The organism is Microbacterium xylanilyticum, assembly GCF_054654695.1.
The window spans coordinates 3,635,299-3,657,307 of the sequence record NZ_BAAIEN010000002.1; the positions used below are offsets into that span (position 1 = coordinate 3,635,299).

The window sequence follows — 22,009 nt, forward strand, 5'->3', positions numbered from 1 at the left end:
AATGGCGCGCAGGGCACAACCCCTGATCGTCAGTCGGATCAGCCCAGTTCCTGAACCAGCCGGCGGCGGGCGGACCCGGCCTGCGCCATCAGGGCATCTGCCAGCTTCTTCGGCTCGAGATCGTCGGCCGGAGGCGTGGACAGGGTCATCACGAGGTTGCCGTGCACGACGATCGCGTCCAGCGCGTTCGCGTTGTACTGATCCTGCGGTGTGACGTCGTGGTCGTAGACGACGACCTCGGTGTCGGCGCCGGAGGCTTTGGTCACCTTGGAAAGCGTATCGGTGGTGATAGTGGCACCGTCGTACGACAGCACGGCGAACGAGGCGCAACGATCGAGGACGCTCGAGGACGATGCAGCCCAACTCTGCGCCTGCGCTGCCGAGGCGAACTGGCGAACGGTCAGGTGGCCCACGCCGCTCCCCTGCGTCCAGCGCTCGCCCCGCACGCCGATGATCCCCGAGGCGTCCTCCATCACGAGCGGAAAGCACTCCTCCGGAGCGGTGTGCACGCCCTCCGACTCGCCCGACGACAGGTAGGACGCACCGTTGGACTGGATGTCCGTCGCGCCCAGCAGCGACTGAAGCTGGTCGTCCGGCAGCAACAACCACTCCAACTCGTCGCCGGTGTACAGCGCGGGGACGCTCGTCGCCGAGGGGTCCGGTACTGGCCCGTCAGATGTGGTGCCGCCCGTCGGATGTGCAGCTGTGATCGCCCACACCGCTCCGCCCGTGACCAGGAGTGCTGCCGCAGCAACGGCGGAAAGAGTCCAGACAAGCGCGGTGCGGGTCAGAGGCATGGTTCCTTCTTCTTGTTCATCACGGCGTCACCGGGAGCAGCTGATCGAGCGGCACGGCGGTGCCGGGCACCGTGACCGCAGGACACTGGGATGCGCGCTGAAGGACCAGTGCGACCTGACCGTCGGTCTCTGACTGCGCGGTGAACACGACTTCGTCCCCCGCCTGCACCACGGCGAACTTCCCGGATCCGGGCTCGTCGGGCGTCTCCGCGGCGACAGCGCGCATGAGCGCGGCCACCTCGTCCTTCGGATCCGTGATCTCCTTGCCGCTCGACTCGTCGACCACGACTGCCTTGTTCGACGCGTTGGTCATCAGGATCCGGCCGAGCAGACGGGTGTGCATCGTGGCCACCGTCGTCGGGATGGACCACCGCGCGGTGCCGTCGAATCCGACGAGGCTGGTGCCCTGATCCGTCTTGGCGAGGAGCCCCGCCGATCCGACGCCGATCGCCTCGTCGAATTGCGCGTGCTGCCAGGCGAACTGTGCGCCGACGAGCCCGGTTGACGAGTTCACGAGCGCCTCGTACTTCTCGCTGCGCATGTCGCCCAGGTTCAGCCTTCCGGATTCCGAGGGATCTCGGGCGGCGGCAACGCGCTGGCATCCGCCATCGTCGATCTTGCCGCTGAGCGAGTCGGCCTGGCCACCCAGGCGGATTTTCTCGGATGCGGAGTCGAGATAGACCATCGCGCCGCCGGTCGTCTGCCAGAGCGGCACGAGCGCTCCGTCGACCGCCCACTGCCCCCATCCGATCTGCTGCCCGTGATAATCGGGCAGTGCGAGGTCGAGCTTCTTCGGCGCACTCCCGCGCACGTCGTAGAGGACACGAGGCGCCGTCCGACTGTTGCCGTAGTAGCTCGAGTCCCCCCGGTCACCGAGTGCCGCGAACCCGTCGCCAGCCGCAGTGACGAAGAACTCCGGAGTCGCCGGCGCCGGCAGGTCGGTGAAGACCGCTGCCGACTGCGGTGTGGCCGTCGCGGGATCCCACGAGTACAACGTCCCCGTGAACAGCGGCTGAGTGAGGCCGCTCTGCTCCTTCTTCGTCGTCTGCGTCCACACCACCCGGGAACCAGTGAGGGTCGGGGCGGGACTCGACTCGTCCTTCGCGTCACCGCTCGTCACGATGAGGTAGCTCGACAGTGTGTGCTTCGCGTAGTCCAGCGCCAGCAGACCGGTCTGGCAGGAGAAGACCTGTGCGGATCCGGTCCATCCAAGACTTCGGTCCCCCTGGTTCCATCCGCTGCACAGCCCGAAGGTCTCGTCGGTGTGGGTGACGCGATCCCCGGTCTTGGTCGGCACCTGGTCGACCAGAGCGCCGATGTCCGCAACCAGATGCCCTCCGCATTCGCCACTGAGCCGCCCATCGAGTTTCTGCAGTGTCTGGACGGACGCGGGATCCGTGAACATCACGGCCCGCAGCGCGTCGACGCCTTTGGTGATTCCGGCCGGCAACGCCGCGATCTTCGTCGCTACGCCCGCCCCCTGCTTCGTGAGCGGCGTCAACGCCGCGATCAGATCCGCTCGTGTCGCATCCGGTCCGATCACAGTCTCGACGGGCGAGGCCGTCGCTCCCTGCGATCCGTCGGGTCGGATCGGGTTCATCGTCGGGCAGACCAGCGGCTCCGGCGAAGGCTCTGTCGTTGCCGTGGTCGCCGGCGCGGCGGACCCGGTCGATGGTGCCGCAGACGCGGTGAGGGCGATAGCCGCCCACGTGCCGCCGCCGATCACGAGCACCGCTGCGGCGATCGCCGCGAACAGCACGTGTCTGCGGGCGAACGGCGAACGCGATGATCCAGGGGACCGCGGAGCCGACGGCGCGGCAGGCGTGGTCGCCCTGTCCGCCACGGTCGGTGCAGGATCGGTCACAAGCTCATGCGGAGCTGCGGTCGCAGAGTCCTGCGCGGCCCCGCCCATGGGTCGCTGCGCCGCCTCGGCCGCGGCGTAGGCCGCGAGCCACCCCCGCAACTCGTCGTAGCTGTTCGGATGGCGGGCGATCGCATCGGCGAACTCCGGGTGCTGCCGGGCGATCTCGGCGAGACTCGCTGCCGGCGTGGCAGCGTCGTGCAGCGCCGCCCACGCGGCCTCTCGGCTCATCGGCATCGCGAACTCCTCAGCCACCGTGATAGGCGGCGTACTGGGCGGGTTGCGGGGAGCGCCACAGCCATCGGGATGTTCATGGAGCTCGCGTACCCGTCGTGCTGCGCACCTGGATCGGATAGTCGCCGAGGCGCAGCTCGGCGTCAGCGGCGACAGCGCGCGGCTGACCGGGCTGGACCCGCGCAGAGGTTCCATCCGCAACGATCACGGTGCCGTTGGTCGAATGCAGATCGGTCACGATCAGCTCGCCCGAGCTGACCTCGACCTGCGCGTGGGTCTTGGAGATCGACTTCGCCGGATCCTGAATCGGAACCAGGACCGCACCGGGACTCGCCGGGTCCCCGATCGGATCCCTACCGAAGCGCAGAGCGGACTCGACCGACAGCGTTCGTCCGTCGGGCAGAACGAGCTGCCAGCCCGCGCGGGCTGCCGACGGAGAGACCCTGGTGACTTCCAGATCGTCGTCATCGGCCACGGCGGACGCGCCACGTACAGGCTCCGACCATGCATCCGGCGTCGGGACCGGAGAGACGAAGCCGGGGATCGACGCGATCGGTGCTGTCGCGTGGGTGGCCGACGCGGGCGGTTGGACGACCGGCTGCACGGCGGGCGCGACCGGCTGCAGCGCCGACGGGAGCGGCTGCGGTTCTGCGGACAGCGCGGCCACGGCCGCGGCCGGTGGCAACGGGACAGGCGGGATCGAGCCGACGGAAAAGGCGACGGGGGCTCCGGTCGGCGCAGGCATCGGAGATGCCTCCTGCACCGGTGACGAGGAGGCACCACTCGGCAGCGGGGTGACGGCCGGGGGCACCAGTCCGGGCTGGACCGGGTCAACAGCAGGCTGGACCGCCGTCGGTCCCTCAGCGCCGTTCAGCGCGCGCTCACGGCGCAGCTTCGCCGCGAGGTCGTCCGCCGCGGCCGAGTTCGCGCTGCGCACCATGAGGAAGCCCACTCCCGCGATGATCGCGCCGAGCACCATCACCAGGATCGGGCCGACGACGACGTCTACCGGGGTCACCCGCCAGAAGATGAACCCCGCGACAAGGATGATGCCGCCGACGATCTGGGCGATCCGGCCGCTCGACTCGCTGCCCGTCCTCCCGGTGCTCACGCCGTTACCGGAGACACCCGCACCGGCGGCCTGCGCAGCCGGCGCGGACCGTTCGGGGACCGGAGGGACCGGAGGGGTCGCGCCGGTCGGCGCGGGAAGGAGAGGGATCGCCTCAGGGGTCGCGGACACCACCGGTGCCGTCGGCTCCGGCAGGGGCACTGACGGCGCCGACGCGCCGTTCGCGGATGGGGAGGCGGGAGGCATGGGAACGGACGGGAGCGGAACGGGAACCACGGACTGCGCGGACGCAGGCGTCGTCGGCGTGGAGGCGGACGGCGCCGAGACGGAGGGCGCTCGGTCCTCGCGCTCGATCATCTGGATCTGCGCCGTCGGGTCCGCTGCCTGCATCGCCTGTCCGAAGGCGGCCATGAACCGGCGATACACGCCGATTCCTTCCATCGACTTCGGTCCGACGGGGATCACGAAATACAGGGTGGTCTGCGTCGTGCGGTACTGCTCGATGTTGCTGACCGACCGTGTGCGGCCCCCGACCGCCTCGGCGGTCACCGTGAAGTGCAGAAGCGATCCCACCGATACGCGAATCCCGTCGGGCGCCTCCCCCGTGATCCGCAGGCTCTTCTGAATGCCGACGGCCTGGCGCGCGATCCGGATGACCTGCTCGACCGGCAGCGCGGTGTCGATCTCGATCCGCGCGTTCGCGAGCTTGTGCTGCTTTGCCATCAGGCACCCTCGTGTCGTAGTTGGATCGGGTATTCGCCGATGCGAACATCGGCATCCGACGCGACCCGGTAAGCCGCGCCCGGTGCGAGCGCCGTCTGCGAGCCGTCCGCGGCACGGACGACCGTGCCATTCGTGGAGTGCAGGTCGGTGATCAGGATTCCGCCATCGACGACAGTCACCGAGACATGCGTCTTCGAGATCGACTTCGCCGGATCGTCCACCGGGATGAGCAGGGCAGAAGGATCGGACGGATCGGCGCCCGGGTCGCGCCCCAGTCGTGCTGAGGATCCGAGTGGGATCTGACGACCATCGGCCAGCACGATCCGCCACGATCCCGTCGGATATGCCGTGATCCGGGTCGCATCGAGGTCGTCATCGTCGACCGGAGCCGCCTGGGCCACCGCGGATGCAGCAGCCGGGACGGGCACCGGAGGAACGCTCGGGGCGAGCCCCGGCACAGCCTGGATCGGGCCTGCGGGCATCGAAATTGCGGCATTCGCGGGGTTCGCCGGTGCCACGCTCGGCGCGGCGGGCACCGGCGGGACCAGCTGCGCGGAAGCCGCCGGGACGGGAGGAACAACCAGCGCCCCCGGTTCCGGAACGGGTGGAACCGGAACCGGAGGGACCGCCGGAACGACGGCGGCTGTCGCACTGGACGGCATCGGAATCGGAGGGACCGCCTGTGCAGGCGCCGGAACGACGGGCGCCGTGTATCCGCTGCTCGGCGCGAAGCCCTGAGACGGCACCGCCGGTGCCGCGTACTCCGGTGTCGCCGAGTATCCCTGCGGCGACGGCACGCCGAAGCTCTGCCCAGCCACCGATGCTGTGCTCTTCGGGATGAACAGGTAACCGCGGGTCATCCCCGGGGGAAGGTCGTACCGCTGGCCGAGCGGACTCGGCGCTTTCAGGACGAAGACCAGCAGAATGATCCCCCCGACGAAGGGGATCAGGCTGAACAGGTAGTAGGTGCCCGGATCGCCGGCGTCGTGCAGACGCCGCACCGCCAGCGAGATCTGGGCGAGTGCCAGCGCGATGATCAGGATCCACAGGCAGAGCCCGAGCAGCCCGGTGACCAGCGCCATGAGGCCGTACGAGTTGGTCTGATACCCGATCCACGTCAGAAGGGACGTCAGCAGCGCGAAGACGATCTCGCCCGCGATGATCGCCAGGAAGATCCCCAGCGCCCCGAACCAGTACTCCGACGGGCTCGCCCGCCCGGTGTACACGAACGCCTTCTGCACGAGGCGCTTCTGCGCCTCGAGGAACGGGATCCCGTAGTACGGCTGGTCGAGCGGAGGCGCGGGCGGTCTGTTGTAGGTCATCGGGGTCTCCTCTCAGCACGCGAGCCGATCCGCGGCTCGCGCTCGAGCATCTTCTTGTTCAGACGCTGCTCTCGGTTGCTTGCGGAGCCGGGCGATGCGGTTCGAAGACCATGCGGCCTTCGACGCGTGTACCCGGAGGTTCCTTCCCGAGTGCCGTCATTCTCGCGAGGACCGCGGCTGCGGTGCGATGGGGAACATTCCCCAGTTCGCGGCACTCGAACTTTCCGCCCGACACCGATCCCACTGCGATAGCGCGGCGATATCGACGACATCCGCCGGTTCGCGCGCAGCGCCGAACGGGTCGCGATCGCCCTGACGCTCGGTCCCACGTAGGACGCGGCAGCGGATCGCTCCGCTCATTCTGCGCGGGAGCCGGGAGTATCCCCGCCCGTTCAGAGGAAACCCAGCAGTCGGGCGACCGCATCGTCCGCATTGCTCACCAGCTCAGCATCCCCGGGCGCTTCCTTCGCTGCGACAGCCCAGCCTTCGTTGATTGAAGTGGCCGCAAACTCACGCACGACCTCGCCGCACACCTCGCGCAGGGTCACGGCCTTGAGCCCCCCGGTCGCCGCGCCATGCAGCATTGCTCTGAGAAAGTCCGTCGCTTCCTCCTGGGACTGCATGGCGGCGAGCTCCAGCACTCCTGCACCACGACTCATAGCGACCGCCGTCAGCGGTTCATTGAGGAAGAGCATCGCGTTGAGAGCTGATCCGCGGTCAAGAAGGCTCAACAGGACAACACGTTCGGCGTGCCCCATGACGTCCGCCAAGCCGTTCAAGGCACCATCAACACGCATCTCGTCGCCGTCCAGCCACAGCCACTGCCGGATGATGAGGCCGCCGATCACCGAAGCCTGCACCACTTCGCTCAGCGGTTCGCCGCTCAGGATCTCGGTCACAAGGGTCCGGGTGGCGCCTCCAGCCCCCGCAAGAAAAGCGATCTCGGTCGGCGTGAAGATGAGTTCGCGGACGCCGGCATCCGCGCCGATCGCCTGATTCATGAGAAGAGTCCTTTCAGCCAACGAACGCCTGACGAAATGCTGTCCGCAACAGCTTTCCCCGCCTTGGCGCCCGCATCATTGATCGCGTTTCCGACACCGTCGATCTGTCGACCCACGTCATTGAATGCTCGGTCACTCGCCCCTGGGCCGAGGAAGGTGTCCATGATGCCCTTGCCCACATCGATGCCGACGTTTGCCGCGGTGTCGACAAGTCCGACCACCGGAATCGCCTTCGCCGCCGTGTATCCAGTCCGGAAGATCGCCTTGGTGAAGCGCCAGATGTTTCCACTCTGGATGTCATCCCACGTCTCAGGCCAACCGTGCGCGATCTCGTATCCCGAGGTGAGAATCCCGAGCTTGGAGACCTTGGCAAGAGACAGCGCGGTGACCTTGTCGCCCCGCGCCCACTCTCCTACTTTGTCTATCAGTTCCATCCCGCCGTCGGCTTTCGAGAGCAAGTCGTAAGACCGTTCCAGCGCCGGCAGCAACGTCTTCGACAGGTCGACGTACCACGGATCGGTCTCGCGAGACGTGTCTCCCCAGCCCCGGCCTCCTCCACCGCCGCCGCTGAAGCCCCCCGCGTCGGCGGCGCTCGCGCGGTCCTGCTCGTCCGCGTTGCGGCGCAGATCGCCGGCCGCACCGCGCAGCCGCTCAGCGGCGCTGTGGACCTGACGGCTGTACTGCGACTCCCACTGGTGCCGGAAGCGCACCGCAACGGGCCCGGCCCAGGCCGAGATCTGGATCGCATTGCCCACCGTCATCCGATGCGCGTCCAACTGCTGCGCCTGGCGCTCGAACTGCTGAGCCAGGGTACGCAGCTGCGTAACATCCGCACCGTACATCGCCATGGTGCGATCCCTTCTGTGTCGTGCCGGCCCGCCGGGGAGGTGTCCCGGCGGGCCGATCCGGACCGTTGCCGGACCGGATCCGGATGGCTTACTGCGAGGCCTGCTCCTGCTGAGCGGCGTTCTGCTGAGCGTTCTGCGACGCGTCACGCAACGCCTGGGCGACCTGCTTCAGTACGGACGTGTGCTGGCCCGACCAGTCGTTGCGGAACTTCGTCGCGTCGGGTCCTTCCCACTGCGTGTTGTTGAGCGCGCCGGTGAGGCTGCTCAGAATCGAGTCGATGTCCGACGCCTTCTGGCTGAGCTGTGTGCTCAGCTGTCGAACCTGCTGGACATCGAGTCCCCATACGGCCATGTCATGTTCCTTTCGTCTGCGGATCGGGTGATCCGACGTCTTCTCGCGGTTGCGATACCCACAAGGTAGGTGCGGCGCGGCGGGGCTGTCGATGGAGAACATGCCCCATCCGAAGACCCCTAGACATGTGCCACCTGCACCTTTGCCGCACGGCCACCGGCGATGAGGAATCCCCGGCCAGCGGGGAAATCGGCGCGGCGAATCCGGCCGAGGGGTGTTCCGAGCAGCATGTCCCCGTCCATCTCGCCAGGAACCAGGATCAGCCCCCTTCGGGAGGCTTTGAACGGCTGCCCGAGCGTGTACGCCTGAGACCAGGTGGACGACTCGCCCTCCCCGACGACGAAGAGCTCCTCACGCGCCGCGGCCTTCACGAGGCGGTCGAGTTCGTATTCGGCCTCGGTGCCGGTGAACTCCGGCAGCCCCTCGATGAACAGGGCGATCCGCTCTCTCGCCTCGACCCGAGGGACGAGCTCCGAGGCGAGCTCAAGCACCGCCTCCGCCCCCTCGGCCCGCCGGCTCCAGCCTGCGCCGGCGAGTGCGCTGCGTCGCGAGGAGAGCAGCACGGTGGGAAGCGTCGGATCAGCCCTGCGCACCGCCGCACCGAGCGTGGCGACGGCCGTGGTCCGCCCGCTCCCGGGAGGTCCTGCGAGCAGCAAGGGTCCGTTCGAGCGCACCGTGGCGGCACCGAGGGTGACGTCGTCGACGCCGATGACGGGTGTCTCGGCGGATCCCACCGGCAGATCCGCCAGCAGCACCTGCTCCGGCAGCTTGCCGATCCGGGCGGGCCGGGGTCCTGCCCCGCGTCCAAGGCTGCGCCCGAGGCGCTCCATCTCGCGCGCCTGCTCCGCGATGTTGCCGCTCGCGCCGAGCACGGCGATCTGCACCTCGAGCCCCCGGACGATGCCGCGCCCCGGAGGCGAGACCGGGCTCAGAACGTCACGGGGCGCGCCGAGCATGAGGTAGTCGTCCTCGTGCGCGAGCCGCAGCACGATGCGCTGCTGCATGGTCGACGCGATCGACGTCGGCAGCGCATTCGGCCGGTCTGCGGTGGCGACGACGTGCACGCCGAGCGCTCGGCCGTCCGAGGCGATCTGCGCGAAGGCGGTGAACCACGGCCCGAGGTGCGCGGCGCCGAACTCGTACTGCTCCTTGAACGCTCCGATCCCGTCGACGAGCAGCAGGATCCGCGGCTCCTCGGGCGCCTGCGCAAGCGTGCGGTACTCGGAGATGGATCCCGCGTTCACCGCCGCGTACCGGGTCGCGCGCTCGTCGACCATGTCGCGGATGAGGCGCAGCAGCCGCACCACCCGCTCCTCGTCGTCACCCTGGATGATCGCGCCGACATGCGGCAGCCCGGCGAGCATGCTGAGCCCTCGCGAGCCGAAGTCGAGCCCGTAGACATGGGTCGGACCGCCGTGGCGGGAGGTCGCGGCGGCGGCCACCGCGATCGTGCGCAGTGCCGTGCTCTTGCCGGATCCGCCCGCGCCGAAGATCACCAGGTTGCCGTCGTCGGGTTCGAAGAAGAACGCCGGCTGCGCCTGCGACCCGGGCTGGTCGATCACGCCGAGCGGCAACGTGGTATCGGTGCGCGGATTGGGCAGCCGATCGAACCGATAGACCTCGGCGAGCTCGTCGAGCCATGGCCGGCGCGGCGCGGGGATGCCCGCGCGCACCGCGCCTTCGCCGATCGTGCGCACGATGCGGGTGATGTCGTTCGGGCCGCGGTCGACCGCGACCTGCTCGACCTGTGCCTCCTCCCATTCGGTGTGCGCGCCGAACCCGAGTTCGGCCACGTCGATGCGAGGTTTCGGCGGCTCGCCGCTGGTGTGCCCGCCCGCGTAGCCGGTCTGGAAGGGGATGAGCCGGCCCGGTCCGATCTTCGCGGCACCACGACCGGGCACGGACGGGTCGAAGAACGCCGCCATCCGGTCGCCGAGGATGTCGGTCGAGTCGTCCGCGTCGGCCATCCGCAGCGCGATGCGCAGGTTGGTGTTGGCACGCAGGTTGTCCTTGATGACGCCGGCCGGGCGCTGCGTCGCGAGCACCAGGTGCAGGCCGAGCGAGCGTCCGCGCTGGGCGACGTCGACGACGCCGTCGACGAACTCGGGCACCTCCTGCACGAGGGCCGCGAACTCGTCGACCACGATCACCAGGCTCGGCGGGCAGGCCGGATCCCCGCTGCGCTCCATCGTGGCGAGATCCTTCGCACCGGCCGCATTGAGCACGTGCTCGCGGTGCCGCAACTCGGCGCGCAGCGACTCGAGCGCCCGGCGCACCAGGTGCGGTGACAGGTCGGTGACCAGGCCCACCGTGTGCGGCAGCTGCACGCAGTCGGCGAAGGCGGCGCCACCCTTGTAGTCGACGAACAGGAAGGTGAGCCGATCGGGGCTGTGCGCGGCGGCCATCGCGAGCACCCACGACTGCAGGAACTCGCTCTTGCCCGCGCCGGTGGTGCCGCCGACGAGCGCGTGCGGGCCGTCTGCGCGCAGGTCGAGGGAGAAGGGCTCGGATCCGGCATGACCGAACACGGCGCGCAGGGTGCCCTCGCGTTTGCGCGGCGTGGGCGGCGCATCGCGCACGGTGATGGATCCGCTCTGCCGCCATCGGTCGACGATCGCATCGGCCTCGTCGAGCACGTCGTCGCCCAGAAGCGCCGGCAGGCCGATCGAACGCGGCAGGTCGGAGTCGTCGACATCGGGCGTGCCCACATCCACGACCGGGGCGAGCTGACGGGCCAGGTACTCGGCGCCGGCGATGTCGAGTCGCTCCGGCAGGATCGGGGTGGAGAACGTGCCCCGGCGCACCTGCCCGGTCGCCGCGGCGCCGTGGTCGTCGACGAGCAGCACGGCCCGGCACGCGGCGGGCAGCTGCTCGGCGCGCGGGGCGCACCACACCAGATGCACGCCGGCGTCGGGTCCGCGCTCGGCGATGCGGGTGAGGCGGGCGCGGTCCGCAGGCACCCCGTGCTCGACGAACACGATGAGCGCCGGCACGCGCGGCTCCGGGAGCTCGGACTGCTTCGACTCGTCGATCGCGCCGCGCAGCGCAACCTTCTCGATCCGAGCGTCGATCGCCTCCTCGATGCGCGAGAGGACCCCGCCGAGGGCACCACGACCGTCGGCGAGGTGCACGCCGCCGAGCGGACTGTGCGCCGTGCTGGTGTGCGGCAGCCATGCCAGCCACTGCCATTCCGGGGCCGCCGCCGGCGGCACGAGCGCGGCGATCGCGACCTCGGTGGGCGCGTGCCGGATCGCGAGCTGCGCGAGCATCGCGCGCGCGACGTCGCGGGCGAGGGATCCGGCGACGCCGATCGACCCCGACTCGCGCAGCGCCACCGGTACCGGCACATCGGTGATCGTCGCGTAGTGCTCGCGAAGCTCGTCGAGTTCGCGCAGGCTCTCCGGCAGGGTCTGCTGCACCGGAGGGGATTCGACCTCGGTGCGGGAGCGATCGGATCCGATTCCGGTCCGCACGGCGAGGAACGTGTCGGATTCGCTCCGCTCCGTCCAGAGCAGGGGCCCGAGACGCAGGGCATCCTGCTGCAGCGCCGCGAACCCCGGCAGCTCCTCCTCGCGCACAGCGCGCTCACGCACGTGCAGCGCGTCGAGCCGTTCGCGGGTGAGTTGCATGGCCCCCGCGAACGCCTTCTTCTGCGCCTTGAGGGTGCGCCGTCCCACGAGCGACTGGTCGATGAACGCGCCGACGAGCAGCAGCGGGCTCATCGCCATCATGATCACGCCGAGCAGCTGCCCGGTCACGGCCCAGAGCACCACCCCCATGACGAGGGGCGCGGCCAGCGCGATGTACGGGAAGCGCTGGCGCTGCGGCAGCTGCGGCGGCGCCGGCGCCTGCACCTTCTCCCCGGTGAAACGCGGCACGACGCGCGGAGAGCGGATGTGGTCGACCTGCGGCGTCGCGGCGGCGCCGCCCTGCTGCATCCGCGAGACGGCCAGCACCGAGTCGCCGACCGTGAACGTGTCCGTAGGGCCGACCGTCACCCGGCCGATGCGCGCCCCCTCGACCACGATGCCGTTGGCGGATCCGAGGTCGATGATCTCGATCTGCTCGGCGACGTTGATGCGCGCGTGACGCTTGGAGACGAGCGGATCACCGAGGCGCACGTCGACGTCGCGGTCGCGCCCGAGCACCGTCGCCCCCTCGGGGAGGGCGAACTCGGCACCCGTGTCGGGGCCCGCGAGCACGCGCAGCCGAGCAACTGCGGGGCCGCGGTCCCTCGGCGCGAAGCGCTCCTGCGTCGGAGCGTGCACGGCCTCGACGTGCATGCCCGAGAGCAGCCCGGCATCGGCGATGGTGGTGTCGGCCGCGAGCAGCCGTGCACTCTGGGGGGCCGCGGCGTCCAGGATCCGCAGCGACACCTCGCCCGCGGGGGGCACGGATCCGGTCCCACGCGGATCCGACAGCACCAGCCGCCGTGCGACGTCTCCGACGGTGGCGGTCGCATCCACGGTGATCGCGAGGTCGGTGCGCGCGCCCGCCGCGTGCAGGGTGACCTTGAGCTTCACTCCGTATCCTCCTGGCTCATGTCGAGCAGGGGCAGGTCGGCGCGCGTGACGATGCGGGCGGCGATCGCGTACTCGACGAGGCGGATCCGCCGATTGGTCGCATATGCGCGCATGCCGCCGCGCAGTCCGCGCACCCCGAGGCGGTCGAACTTGTCGCAGACGTTGTCGAGCTTGCGGTTGAACCGGGTGACGTTCCAGCCGAGCCGGGCCGCGGCCTTCGCGCCTGTGGGGATCTCGCCCATGCCGACGCCGTCGCGCAGCAGCATCGATTCGGCGAGCGCAAGGATCACGAGCTTCTGCGAGGGCGTGAGCGTGACATCGCCGACGGTGGTGATGCCGTGCAGCGGGCTCGGCGCAGCCTCGGCGAACGCGGGCTCAGCCAGGTGCACCGAGAGCTCGTAGGTGGTCGGGCCGGCCGTGAAGACGACCGTCGTCAGCCCGAACACGAGCGGCAACCGGGCACCGGGAGCGAGCCAGGACTGCAGACGTCCGGCGCCGTCGGTGACGGTCACGGCGAGCCGGGATCCCACGTTCGAGAGCACCCAGAGGCCCTCCACCTGCCTCACGTCCAGCAGGTGCCGATGCAGGAACGGGTTGTCGTCGATGACGAGGTCGGCCTCGCGGCCGATCGTCATGCTGGCGCCGGCGACGAGCGGATGCCACTCTCCGCAGTATTCGACGTGCAGCGCGGGTTCCTGCGGATCGGCCGGGATGTCGGTCACGATCGCGATCGAGGAGGTCATGGCGCGCACCCCTGCACTCCGTCGGCCGAGGCGACACCCGATGCGCGCACGAGCAGCACCTGGATGCAGGTTCGCTCGCCTGCGGCGACCGGCACGGTGGCGGACGGCTCGGTCGCGGTCTGGAAAGCCGGCGGTTCCTGACCGGAGATCACGGGCCGCCAGCGATACGTGTCGCCGGTCTTCGGATCCGGATCCTTCCAGGTGAACACGACGTTGCCTCCGCTGACGGCTCCCTGCAGATCCTTCACGTCGACGGGCTGGTCGCCGCCGACTGCGTCGATGGGGTCGGGCGAGGAACTCGCCTTCGGACTGCCGGCGCCCTGCGGTGCCAGCACAAGCGCCGTGGTGACGATCCCCGCCAGGAGCACCACACTGCCCACGAGCAGGCCGGTCCTCAGCCCACGGCCGCGCTTCGGCGCCGTCGCCGCGGGGAGCACCTCGGCCTCCGGCTCGGCGACCTCGCGCACCACCGTGGCGTCGATCGCGGGCGCGGGCGGGGCGGCGAACGGTCCGGGGTCGCCCAGCGCAGGGCCCGCGGCGTAGCCGAAGTGCTGCCCCGCCACGGATGGCACCTGCGGCCCGGAGCCCACCGGGCGCACGACGGTCGCGTCCCCGATGGAGGCCGACGGGACGGATCCAGCCACGCGCGGTTCGGTGCTCCCGACGGCCTCGGCAGCGGGCGTCGCGGAAGGCACGAGTCCCGGGCCGGCGGGCGACAGGGACGGCGCCGCGCCGGAGGGGGCGGTCGTCCCGGTCTGCGCGTCGATCCGCATGATGCCGCGGAACCGGGTCTCCTCCTCGCCGTCCTCGTGCGGCGTCGCGGCCAGCTCCTCCTCGACGACGTCGATCGTGGTGGGTTGCATGCCCAGCCCGATCTGCACGCGCTGCAGGGCCCGAGCGAACTCGAGCGCGCTCGCATAACGGTCTTCGGGGCGCTTGGCCATCGCTCGGCGCAGTACGGCCTCGAGGTCCTCCGAGACGTCGGCGCGACCGAGCGGCGGCACCGGCGCCGTCTGGATCCGCGCGATCACGTCGATCTCGCTGTTGGATGCACCGGCGATCTGGAACGGCGTGCGATTCACCAGAAGCGTGTATAGGGTCGCCGCCAGTGAGTACACGTCGCTGGCGGCGGTGCCCGTCGGCGGCACCGCAAGGGACTCCGGCGGCGACCAGGGGATGCTCATGCCGACGAGTTCCTGGCCGCCCGCAGCCGAGATGCCGAAGTCGGTGAGCTTGGGCTTGCCGTACTCGGTGACGAGGATGTTGGCGGGCTTGATGTCGCGGTGCAGGATCCCGGCACGATGCGTGGTCTCGATGGCCCCCGCGATCTGGATCCCGATGCGCAGGGTGTCGGCTTCCCCGAACCGTTCGGTGCGATGCCGCATCTGCAGGTTGGGCTTGGAGCAGTACTCCATGACGAGGTACGGCCGGCCGTCGTCGGAGACTCCGGCCTGGTAGACGGCGACGATCGACGGGTGGTTGGCGAACTGCGCCATCACGTTCGCCTCTTCGGTGAAGCTCGCGATGGTCGACGCGGCCATGCGCTCCTTGAGGAGCACCTTCACCGCGACGGGCCGGCGCGGGTGCGCCTGCTGGTAGAGGAAGACGTCGGCGAAGCCGCCGGATCCGAGCAGCCGGATGCTCTCGAAGCCCGGGATGACGGGGGGCGTGGAAGGAGGTCGCTGAGCCATCAGAGCCCCTCGAAGGAGAGCACGATGTCGTCGCCGAGGTCGAGTCGGTCGCCGCTCACGAGCAGCGTCGCCTCACCGGGATGCAGTCGCACGGGCTCGGCACCGACCCGCAGCAGACGAGTGCCGTTGGTGGTGTTGAGGTCGGTCGCGACGATGTCGGATCCCTCCACGCGCAGCTCGACGTGGCTGCGCGACACGTCCTGGTTGGGGCTGTCGACCGTCACCAGATGCGGGATCGCGCCGGTCGCCCGTACCGCCCGGGGCCGGCGTCCGACGACCGCGCCGCGGTCGAGCACGAGCCGGTCCCCCGAAGACACCACCAGCGTGGCCGTGGAGGTGGGAGCGGCGAAGGACGGCATCGGCACGGGCGGCGCGGAACCGGGGTCGCCTCCGGCGATCCGGCGCTGGAGTTCGAGCAGCTGTTCGGCCGACACGGTCTCACCGTCGTGGTCGCCCTGCTGCACCGCCGGCGGGATCGGCGGGGCGGGGACCGGCGGCACCGCTGCGGACGTCGCAGGGATCCCGGTGATCATCACCGGTGCGACCGCCTCGGCGTCGGGGCGCACGGCGGCCGCCTCCACGGACTGCGCCCGCGTCTCGCCCCAGAGCAGGTGGTCGTAGCCGGTGGTGAAGTCGTCGGCCTCGTCGCCCGGCCGCACGACGTCGCCGAGCACCTCGTCGGAGGTCTCGCTGAACGTCGCGTCGAGCGGGGCGACGTAGGTCTGACCGAGAACAGCGCCGAGGGTCTCGTCCGCCGCCTCGGCCGGAGCCTGCTCGACGGGAGCCGGGAGGTCGTCGGCCTCGTCCGGGGCAGGGGCAGCGGCCTCGTCCGGGGCAGCAGCAGGGGCAGGCTCGTCCTCGAGCGGATCCGGCTCGTGCGTGAGCGCCGGCGGAGCGATCTCGGACTCGGGGTCGGGTTCGGACTCCTCGACCGGCGCAACGGGATCGATCACCGCGATCGGATCCGGATCCGCGACGACTTCGTCATCCGGATCCGGCTCGCCTGCGGCCTCGACGACTTCGCCTGCGGCCTCGACGCCGACATCGCCTGGGACCGGCCCCGCGGCGGCCTCGACCGTGAGGCGCTGGAACTCCCAGCGCACCCGCCCCGCGGCCGCGACCCCGTCGCCGAGGGGGTACAGCACGGGCTCGTCCCCGGCGCCGGCGAGTTCGACGGTCGCGACGTCGGCGACGGTGCGCTCGCTCCAGGTCGCCACCCCGAGGCCGCCGATCTCCTCGGTCGAGCCGTCGGCGCGGGTCAGCCGCACGCGCGCGGTGCCGCGCACCATCAGCCGCACCTCCTCGGCGCCCGCATCCGCGAACGCGACGGCGAACGACGGCAGCGCGCCGAGCGACGATCCGAAGGAACCGACGAGCACCTGGATCACGGCTCCCGGTCCGGGCTCGGCCGACAGCGCCGCCCACATCTCGCGCACCGATTCAGCGGGCATCTCGGCCGAGAACAGCCCCGCAGCGCCTGCACCGACCACTGCATTCCAATCACCGCGGCTATAGCTGACCATGCGCGACCCCTTCCGATCCTTCCCGATCCTCCGCGCGCGGAACGGTGACCCCCGCGGTGTCGTCCTCGTCCTCCCCGGCGACGAGCGCCTCGACCACGTCCACCACCACGACCGTGACGTTGTCGCGCCCGCCGCGCAGCAGCGCCTCGTGCACGAGACGCGTGGCCGCGGCCTGCGGCGAGGACTCCGCATGAAGCACTCGGGTGAGGTCGTCGGCGCCGAGCTCCTTCGTCAGCCCGTCCGAGCAGACCAGGAGCCGCTCCCCCGCCGCGACCGGCAGCAGCCAGTAGTCGGGCGTCGCCGTGGATCCGGCGCCGAGCGCCCGGGTGATGACGCTGCGCTGCGGGTGACGTTCCGCCTCGGCAGGCGAGATCGTGCCCTCGTCGATGAGCTGCTGCACCGAGGAGTGGTCGACGCTGATCTGCGCGAGCACGCCGTTCCACAGCCGGTACGTACGCGAGTCGCCCACATTGAGGACGACCCAGTACGGTTCCCCGCCCTGCTCGCAGAGCACGGCACCGGAGAGCGTGGTGCCCGGAGGGAAGGATCCGGATCCCAGTTCGTCGACGCTGCGCACGGCGCGCGCGAACGCCTCCTGCACGGCATCGGGTGCGACCCTGGCCCCGACGAGCCCGGCGAACTCGGCGATCGCACGCGCACTCGCCTCGGCACCGGCCTGGTGGCCGCCCATGCCGTCGGCGACGAGGAAGAGCGGGGCCTTCGCGAGGTGCGCGTCCTCGTTGCGCTGACGACGCAACCCGCGGTCCGAGGCCGATCCCCAGGCGAGTTCCACACCGTTCAGGCGCATCATGACGGCTCCGAGCGTCGACGCCGGCGCGGGAGTGAGAGCTTCGGACGCCGGATCGCGCGCAGCACCGATGCGGGGAACAACCGGGCGCGCAGGCGGCGATGCCAGGGCATGGCCCGCGCGAGCAGCGCACGAGCCTGCTCGGCGTCGGTCCAGTACTGCGACGCCTCGACGTCGACCGGTTCGCCGGCGCCGAACACGGCCGCATCCGCCCTCTGCGCGAGCGCCACGGCCCCCGCTTCGGGCACGTGTGCATCGAGTGCGGCACCCTGTTCGCGCCGGGTGCCGCCGCGGGGGATGTCGTAGCCGACGTCGCCCGCGGTGTCGATGAGCTCGGCCCATCCGCCGTCGACCCGGCTCACGGCCCCGCTGCCCTCGCGGCCCCGGCGCCGTCGGGCGCGCAGGACGCCGAGGGCGATCGACGGGCCGAACAGCACCACAAGCACCACCAGCGAGATACCGGTGATCTGCAGCGCCGCCCACAGCCAGGCCAGGTCAAGCGGCTGGCTGCCCTTCTGCGAGTCCTCGACGGGCGGGGCGGGCGGCAGCTGCGCCGGCTCCTGCGGCTGCTGCGGAGGCTGAGCCACCTGCGCCCGCGGCTTCTGACGCGGCTTGGGGGCCTGCACGGTGGGAATGCGGTCTTCCGGCGGCGTCGGGTGGAACGCGACCCACCCTGCGCCGTCGAAGGGCACCTCGACCCAGGCGTGCACGTCCTTGCCGGTCACGGCGGTCTTGCCCGCCGCCGGTGTGAAGCCGAGCACGACACGGGAGGGCACGCCCATCTGGGCGAGGGCGAGCGCCATCGCGACGGAGTACTGCTCGTCGTCGCCGATCATCTGCTCCTGCCCGACCAGCGCCTGCTCCCGGTTCAGCGAGTGCCCCGAGCGCGAGGCCGCCTGCCCCGCCAGGCCGTGGCTGAAATACCCCTTGCGGAAGAACGCCTCCAGGGCCTTGATCTGCTCGATCGGGGTGCCGGTCGACGGCACCGCGTCGCCGATGATGCCGGAGAGCGCATCCGGAACCTTCGCCGGCGTCGGCATGCTGATCTTCGCGATCTGCGCCTTGGCGAGCTGGGCGTCGGTAGGCGCGGACGGCACCGTCACGTCGAGGGTGTAACGAGACCCCTTGCTCAGGCCCGTGGTGACCACGGCCGTGCCGGTCGCTGCGTTGTAGTTCACGGCCCCCGCGTCGACGCGGCCCCCGACACGGAACCGGTCGAGGTAGCCGACGGTCGGCATCCACACTCCGCCGAGGTCGTCGATGGTGACCGAGACCTGCGCGTGCTTCCCCGCGGCCGTGTCGTCGACCGAACGCCCGAGGCGGCTGAACACTCCGGATCCGGGTCCGCCGCTGCCGGAGACCTTGTACACGATCCCGTCGTACAGGTCGAGCGTCGCCAGGCGCACCGGCACCCCGTCCGGGAGTCCGCTGACCTCGAAGAGGGTGGAGTCGGATCCGTCCCGCGTCCACTTGCGGAAGCTCATCAGCGGCGAGGCGTAGTCGTGCAGCTCGAGGGGCGGGATGACGTGGTCGCGCAGCACGTCGCGGTTCGGGGCGGCCACGGCGGCCACGGCCCCGCCGCCGGCCGCAGCGGCCACCACGATCGCACCGGCCAGTGCCGCCGCAGCCACGCGTCCCGCGCGGTGTGGAGCCTCACCGCCCTCGACGCGCAGCTCATTGGTGCGTCGAGCCCGCTGCACGCACCATGCCGCCCAGCCGACGGCGAGCAGCGCGAACGCGACGCCCACAGCCACCGGGAAGTACCCGAGGTACGTGCTGAACGCGATCGCGAAGCCGAGCAGCACCGCCACGGGGATCAGCGCGAAGAGCACACGGCGGGCGCGCAGCACCAGGCTGCACGCCACGGTGGAGGCGATGAGCGCCGCGATGAACGGGCCGATCACGAGGGATCCGAAGCCCTCGAACGGCGCGGGCAGGGTCAGCAGCTGCCGCCACACCTGTACGGCGTCGCGCGCGAGCGCGCCGAGCACCTCGAGCGTGGGGACCAGGCCTAACAGCGCGAGGTCGCCGTGTGCGATGGCCCCGCCGACCAGGAAGTAGCCGGCGACGACGAGCACGGCGACCACGAGCACCCCCCAGCGACGCCAGGCGCCGAGCAGCGCGATGAGGGCACCGAGCAGGATGCCCGCCCCGGCGGCCACCCAGAACCCGACGCTCTCGAACGCCGAGGCGAGCGGTGCCAGTGCCAGCACGAGCAGGGCGACGACGACCGCGAGGTCCGCCCAGGACCGGGGCCTCATGCCGCCACCGCGTTCATCGCGCGACGCAGATCGCCGAGCTCGGGCACGTCGACCGCGACCAGATCACCCACCACACGACGGGAGAGCTCGTCGGCGGGGGTCGCGCGGAGCGCCATCGCCCGAGCCGCAGGGGGAATCCGGGTGGCAGCCCGGCGCAGCTGCTGCAGGACCACCGTCGACCCGACGACGAACGCCACGATCGACACGGCCTGCGCCTTCGTCGCCACGGTGCGCGCCGTCTCCGCGACCGTGGCCGCCGACGCCGTGCGCTCCACGCCGGAGAGCAGATCGAGCAGGGCAGCCGGGGTCGGCGCGTGCAGCAGCCGGTCCGACGCCGCGACGCGCACATCCTTGCCGTCGCGCATCGCGCTCACGGCGATGGAGCCGGCGATCGAGACCGCGAGCTCGAACTCGTCGTCGTCGGCGTACTCGTCGGCGCGGGTCGAAAGGGCGATCACGAGCTGCGAGCGCCGGGTCTGCTCGAACTGGCGGATCATGAGCTTCTGCGTGCGGGCGGTCGACTTCCAGTGCACGTAGCGCAGGTCGTCCCCGGGCACGTACTCGCGCAACGCGTGGAACGAGACGTCGTCGTCGGCGAGGTCGCGGGTCGGCAGCCCCTCGAGGTCGCGCAGCAGACCGGTGGTGTCGCCGTCCAGCGACACGGTACGCGGGTGCACGTACAGCTCGCCCGGCTCCGTCCACGCGACCTCGCGTCGCAGCACGCCGATCGGATCCGTGCGCTCCGAGGTCACCGGGCCGAGCGTCAGCACCGCCCGTCGCTGGGTCGGGATCTGGAACAGCTCGTCGTGCTCGCCGTCGGCCGCCAGCCGCGGCACCCGGAACTGGGCTCGTGCCTGCCCGACCGGCAGCACGATCCAGGCGGAGGGTGATCCGCGACGGCCCGCGGCGCGCACCACCACCCGTCCCACGGCCGATTCGCCGACCACGACGCGGGGCGAGGCGAGCTCGATCGCCACCGCGTACTGCGCGCGCCCGATCACGAACGGGATCGCCAGCAGCAGCACCAGCACGCACGCAGCGCCGACAGCGGTGAGCTCGGCCCAGCCCCAGATCAGGCCCCCGGTGAGCGCGACCACGGCGACGGCCACCAGGGCCCATCCGAGCGCGGTGGCGATACGCAGGCGACGGCCGATCAGGCCTGCTGCACGGCGGATCGGCTCTGCAGACGCTCCCGCCAGGGAACGCGCACGCGCGAGCACCCGGCCTCCCCTCGTGCCGGAGAACGCCGCCCGGGAGGCGACGGGAGCGTCGGCGGTCATGCCGCGGTCGCCCGGGACTGCGGGGCGGCGACGTCGGCGAGCACCCGGGCGATGACGCCCTCGGCGCTCGCCCCGGAGAACTCGGCGTCGGGATCCATGACGATGCGGTGCGCCCACACCGGCACCGCGAGGGCCTTGACGTCGTCGGGGATCACGTAGGTGCGCCCCTCGGCCGCGGCCCACACCTTCGCGGCGCGCATCATCGCGACCATGCCGCGCACCGAGACCCCGAGGCGGGTGCTCGGGTCGCGCCGGGTCTCCTCCGCCAGCTGCGCGACGTAATGCAGCACCGCGTCGTCGACGTGCACCGTCGACAGCAGCTCGGCGAGGTCGGTCACCGCGCTGGTCGTGATCATCGGCTTGAGCGAGGCCGCTCGGTTCTTCGTGGCGGATCCGCGCAGCACCTCGGCGGCGGCCGCGAGATCGGGGTAGCCGATCGACGTCTTGATCAGGAACCGGTCCAACTGCGCCTCGGGCAGCTTGTAGGTGCCCGCCTGCTCGATCGGGTTCTGGGTCGCGATCACCATGAACGGGCGGCCGACCTCGTGCGAGGTGCCGTCGACGGTGATGCGCCCTTCCTCCATCACCTCGAGCAGCGCCGACTGGGTCTTCGGCGAGGCTCGGTTGATCTCGTCCGCGAGCACGATCGACGCGAAGATCGGCCCCTTGTGGAACTCGAACCGATGCTGCTGCTGGTCGTAGATCGTGATGCCGGTCACGTCGCTGGGCAGCAGGTCGGGGGTGAACTGGATCCGTGCGTGCGTGCCCTGCACGGTCGCCGCAAGCGCCTTGGCCAGCTGCGTCTTGCCCGTGCCCGGCGCGTCCTCCAGGAGCACGTGCCCCTCGGCGACGAGCGCCGTCAGCACGAGCCGGATCACCTCCTGCTTGCCGAGCACCGCCTGCCCGACGTTCTCCGCGAGCTGCGCGAACGTCTGGGAGAACCAGGTGGCCTGTTCCTGAGTGAGAGTCATGT

Annotated in this window: 15 protein-coding genes; all 15 read right to left on the reverse strand. The window is 70.8% G+C overall.

Annotation, left to right across the window (positions count from 1 at the left end; translation table 11 throughout):
• Nucleotides 1–38 precede the first annotated feature (38 nt).
• The 15 genes from ACYQ1L_RS18100 to ACYQ1L_RS18170 all read right to left on the reverse strand — a co-directional run bounded on the left by ACYQ1L_RS18100 (nucleotide 39) and on the right by ACYQ1L_RS18170 (nucleotide 22,007).
• Nucleotides 39–797: a sensor domain-containing protein gene (locus ACYQ1L_RS18100; RefSeq protein ID WP_460005395.1), complete on the reverse strand. Its 759-nt coding sequence runs from the start codon at nucleotides 795–797 to the stop codon at nucleotides 39–41.
• Nucleotides 798–816: 19 nt separating this feature from the next.
• On the reverse strand, nucleotides 817–2,895 hold the full coding sequence (locus ACYQ1L_RS18105) for a variant leucine-rich repeat-containing protein (protein ID WP_460005396.1): 2,079 nt from the start codon (nucleotides 2,893–2,895) through the stop codon (nucleotides 817–819).
• A 73-nt stretch (nucleotides 2,896–2,968) separates the two neighbouring features.
• Nucleotides 2,969–4,684 (reverse strand): FHA domain-containing protein, encoded by a 1,716-nt coding sequence (locus tag ACYQ1L_RS18110; protein ID WP_460005397.1) that lies wholly within the window; start codon nucleotides 4,682–4,684, stop codon nucleotides 2,969–2,971.
• A complete protein-coding gene (locus tag ACYQ1L_RS18115; RefSeq protein WP_460005398.1) occupies nucleotides 4,684–6,006 on the reverse strand; it encodes a DUF805 domain-containing protein in 1,323 nt (440 codons plus the stop codon). Before ACYQ1L_RS18115 ends, ACYQ1L_RS18110 begins: the two co-directional genes overlap by 1 nt.
• Before the next feature lie 392 nt (nucleotides 6,007–6,398).
• Nucleotides 6,399–7,007 (reverse strand): hypothetical protein, encoded by a 609-nt coding sequence (locus tag ACYQ1L_RS18120; RefSeq protein WP_460005399.1) that lies wholly within the window; start codon nucleotides 7,005–7,007, stop codon nucleotides 6,399–6,401.
• Nucleotides 7,004–7,855, reverse strand: coding sequence for a WXG100 family type VII secretion target (locus ACYQ1L_RS18125; RefSeq protein WP_460005400.1), 852 nt, complete (start codon nucleotides 7,853–7,855; stop codon nucleotides 7,004–7,006). Before ACYQ1L_RS18125 ends, ACYQ1L_RS18120 begins: the two co-directional genes overlap by 4 nt.
• An 88-nt stretch (nucleotides 7,856–7,943) precedes the next feature.
• The gene (locus ACYQ1L_RS18130; RefSeq protein WP_460005401.1) at nucleotides 7,944–8,207 is read right to left on the reverse strand and encodes a WXG100 family type VII secretion target; all 264 of its coding nucleotides are present in this window, start codon (nucleotides 8,205–8,207) and stop codon (nucleotides 7,944–7,946) included.
• Nucleotides 8,208–8,326: 119 nt separating this feature from the next.
• On the reverse strand, nucleotides 8,327–12,730 hold the full coding sequence (locus tag ACYQ1L_RS18135; RefSeq protein WP_460005402.1) for a type VII secretion EssC family protein: 4,404 nt from the start codon (nucleotides 12,728–12,730) through the stop codon (nucleotides 8,327–8,329).
• On the reverse strand, nucleotides 12,727–13,473 hold the full coding sequence (locus tag ACYQ1L_RS18140) for an FHA domain-containing protein (protein ID WP_460005403.1): 747 nt from the start codon (nucleotides 13,471–13,473) through the stop codon (nucleotides 12,727–12,729). Before ACYQ1L_RS18140 ends, ACYQ1L_RS18135 begins: the two co-directional genes overlap by 4 nt.
• Nucleotides 13,470–15,164 carry a serine/threonine-protein kinase gene (locus ACYQ1L_RS18145; RefSeq protein ID WP_460005404.1) on the reverse strand — a complete coding sequence of 565 codons (1,695 nt, stop codon included), beginning with the start codon at nucleotides 15,162–15,164 and terminating at the stop codon, nucleotides 13,470–13,472. The genes ACYQ1L_RS18140 and ACYQ1L_RS18145 overlap by 4 nt, the downstream gene beginning before the upstream one ends.
• Nucleotides 15,164–16,687 carry an FHA domain-containing protein gene (locus ACYQ1L_RS18150; RefSeq protein ID WP_460005405.1) on the reverse strand — a complete coding sequence of 508 codons (1,524 nt, stop codon included), beginning with the start codon at nucleotides 16,685–16,687 and terminating at the stop codon, nucleotides 15,164–15,166. The genes ACYQ1L_RS18145 and ACYQ1L_RS18150 overlap by 1 nt, the downstream gene beginning before the upstream one ends.
• Nucleotides 16,674–17,498, reverse strand: coding sequence for a PP2C family protein-serine/threonine phosphatase (locus tag ACYQ1L_RS18155; RefSeq protein WP_460005406.1), 825 nt, complete (start codon nucleotides 17,496–17,498; stop codon nucleotides 16,674–16,676). Before ACYQ1L_RS18155 ends, ACYQ1L_RS18150 begins: the two co-directional genes overlap by 14 nt.
• Nucleotides 17,495–19,756 carry a transglutaminase-like domain-containing protein gene (locus ACYQ1L_RS18160; RefSeq protein WP_460005407.1) on the reverse strand — a complete coding sequence of 754 codons (2,262 nt, stop codon included), beginning with the start codon at nucleotides 19,754–19,756 and terminating at the stop codon, nucleotides 17,495–17,497. Before ACYQ1L_RS18160 ends, ACYQ1L_RS18155 begins: the two co-directional genes overlap by 4 nt.
• Nucleotides 19,753–21,036, reverse strand: a complete 1,284-nt coding sequence (locus tag ACYQ1L_RS18165; protein WP_460005408.1) for a DUF58 domain-containing protein — start codon at nucleotides 21,034–21,036, stop codon at nucleotides 19,753–19,755. Before ACYQ1L_RS18165 ends, ACYQ1L_RS18160 begins: the two co-directional genes overlap by 4 nt.
• Entirely contained in the window at nucleotides 21,033–22,007 is a 975-nt protein-coding gene (locus tag ACYQ1L_RS18170) for an AAA family ATPase (protein ID WP_460005409.1), read from the reverse strand. The genes ACYQ1L_RS18165 and ACYQ1L_RS18170 overlap by 4 nt, the downstream gene beginning before the upstream one ends.
• Nucleotides 22,008–22,009 lie beyond the last annotated feature (2 nt).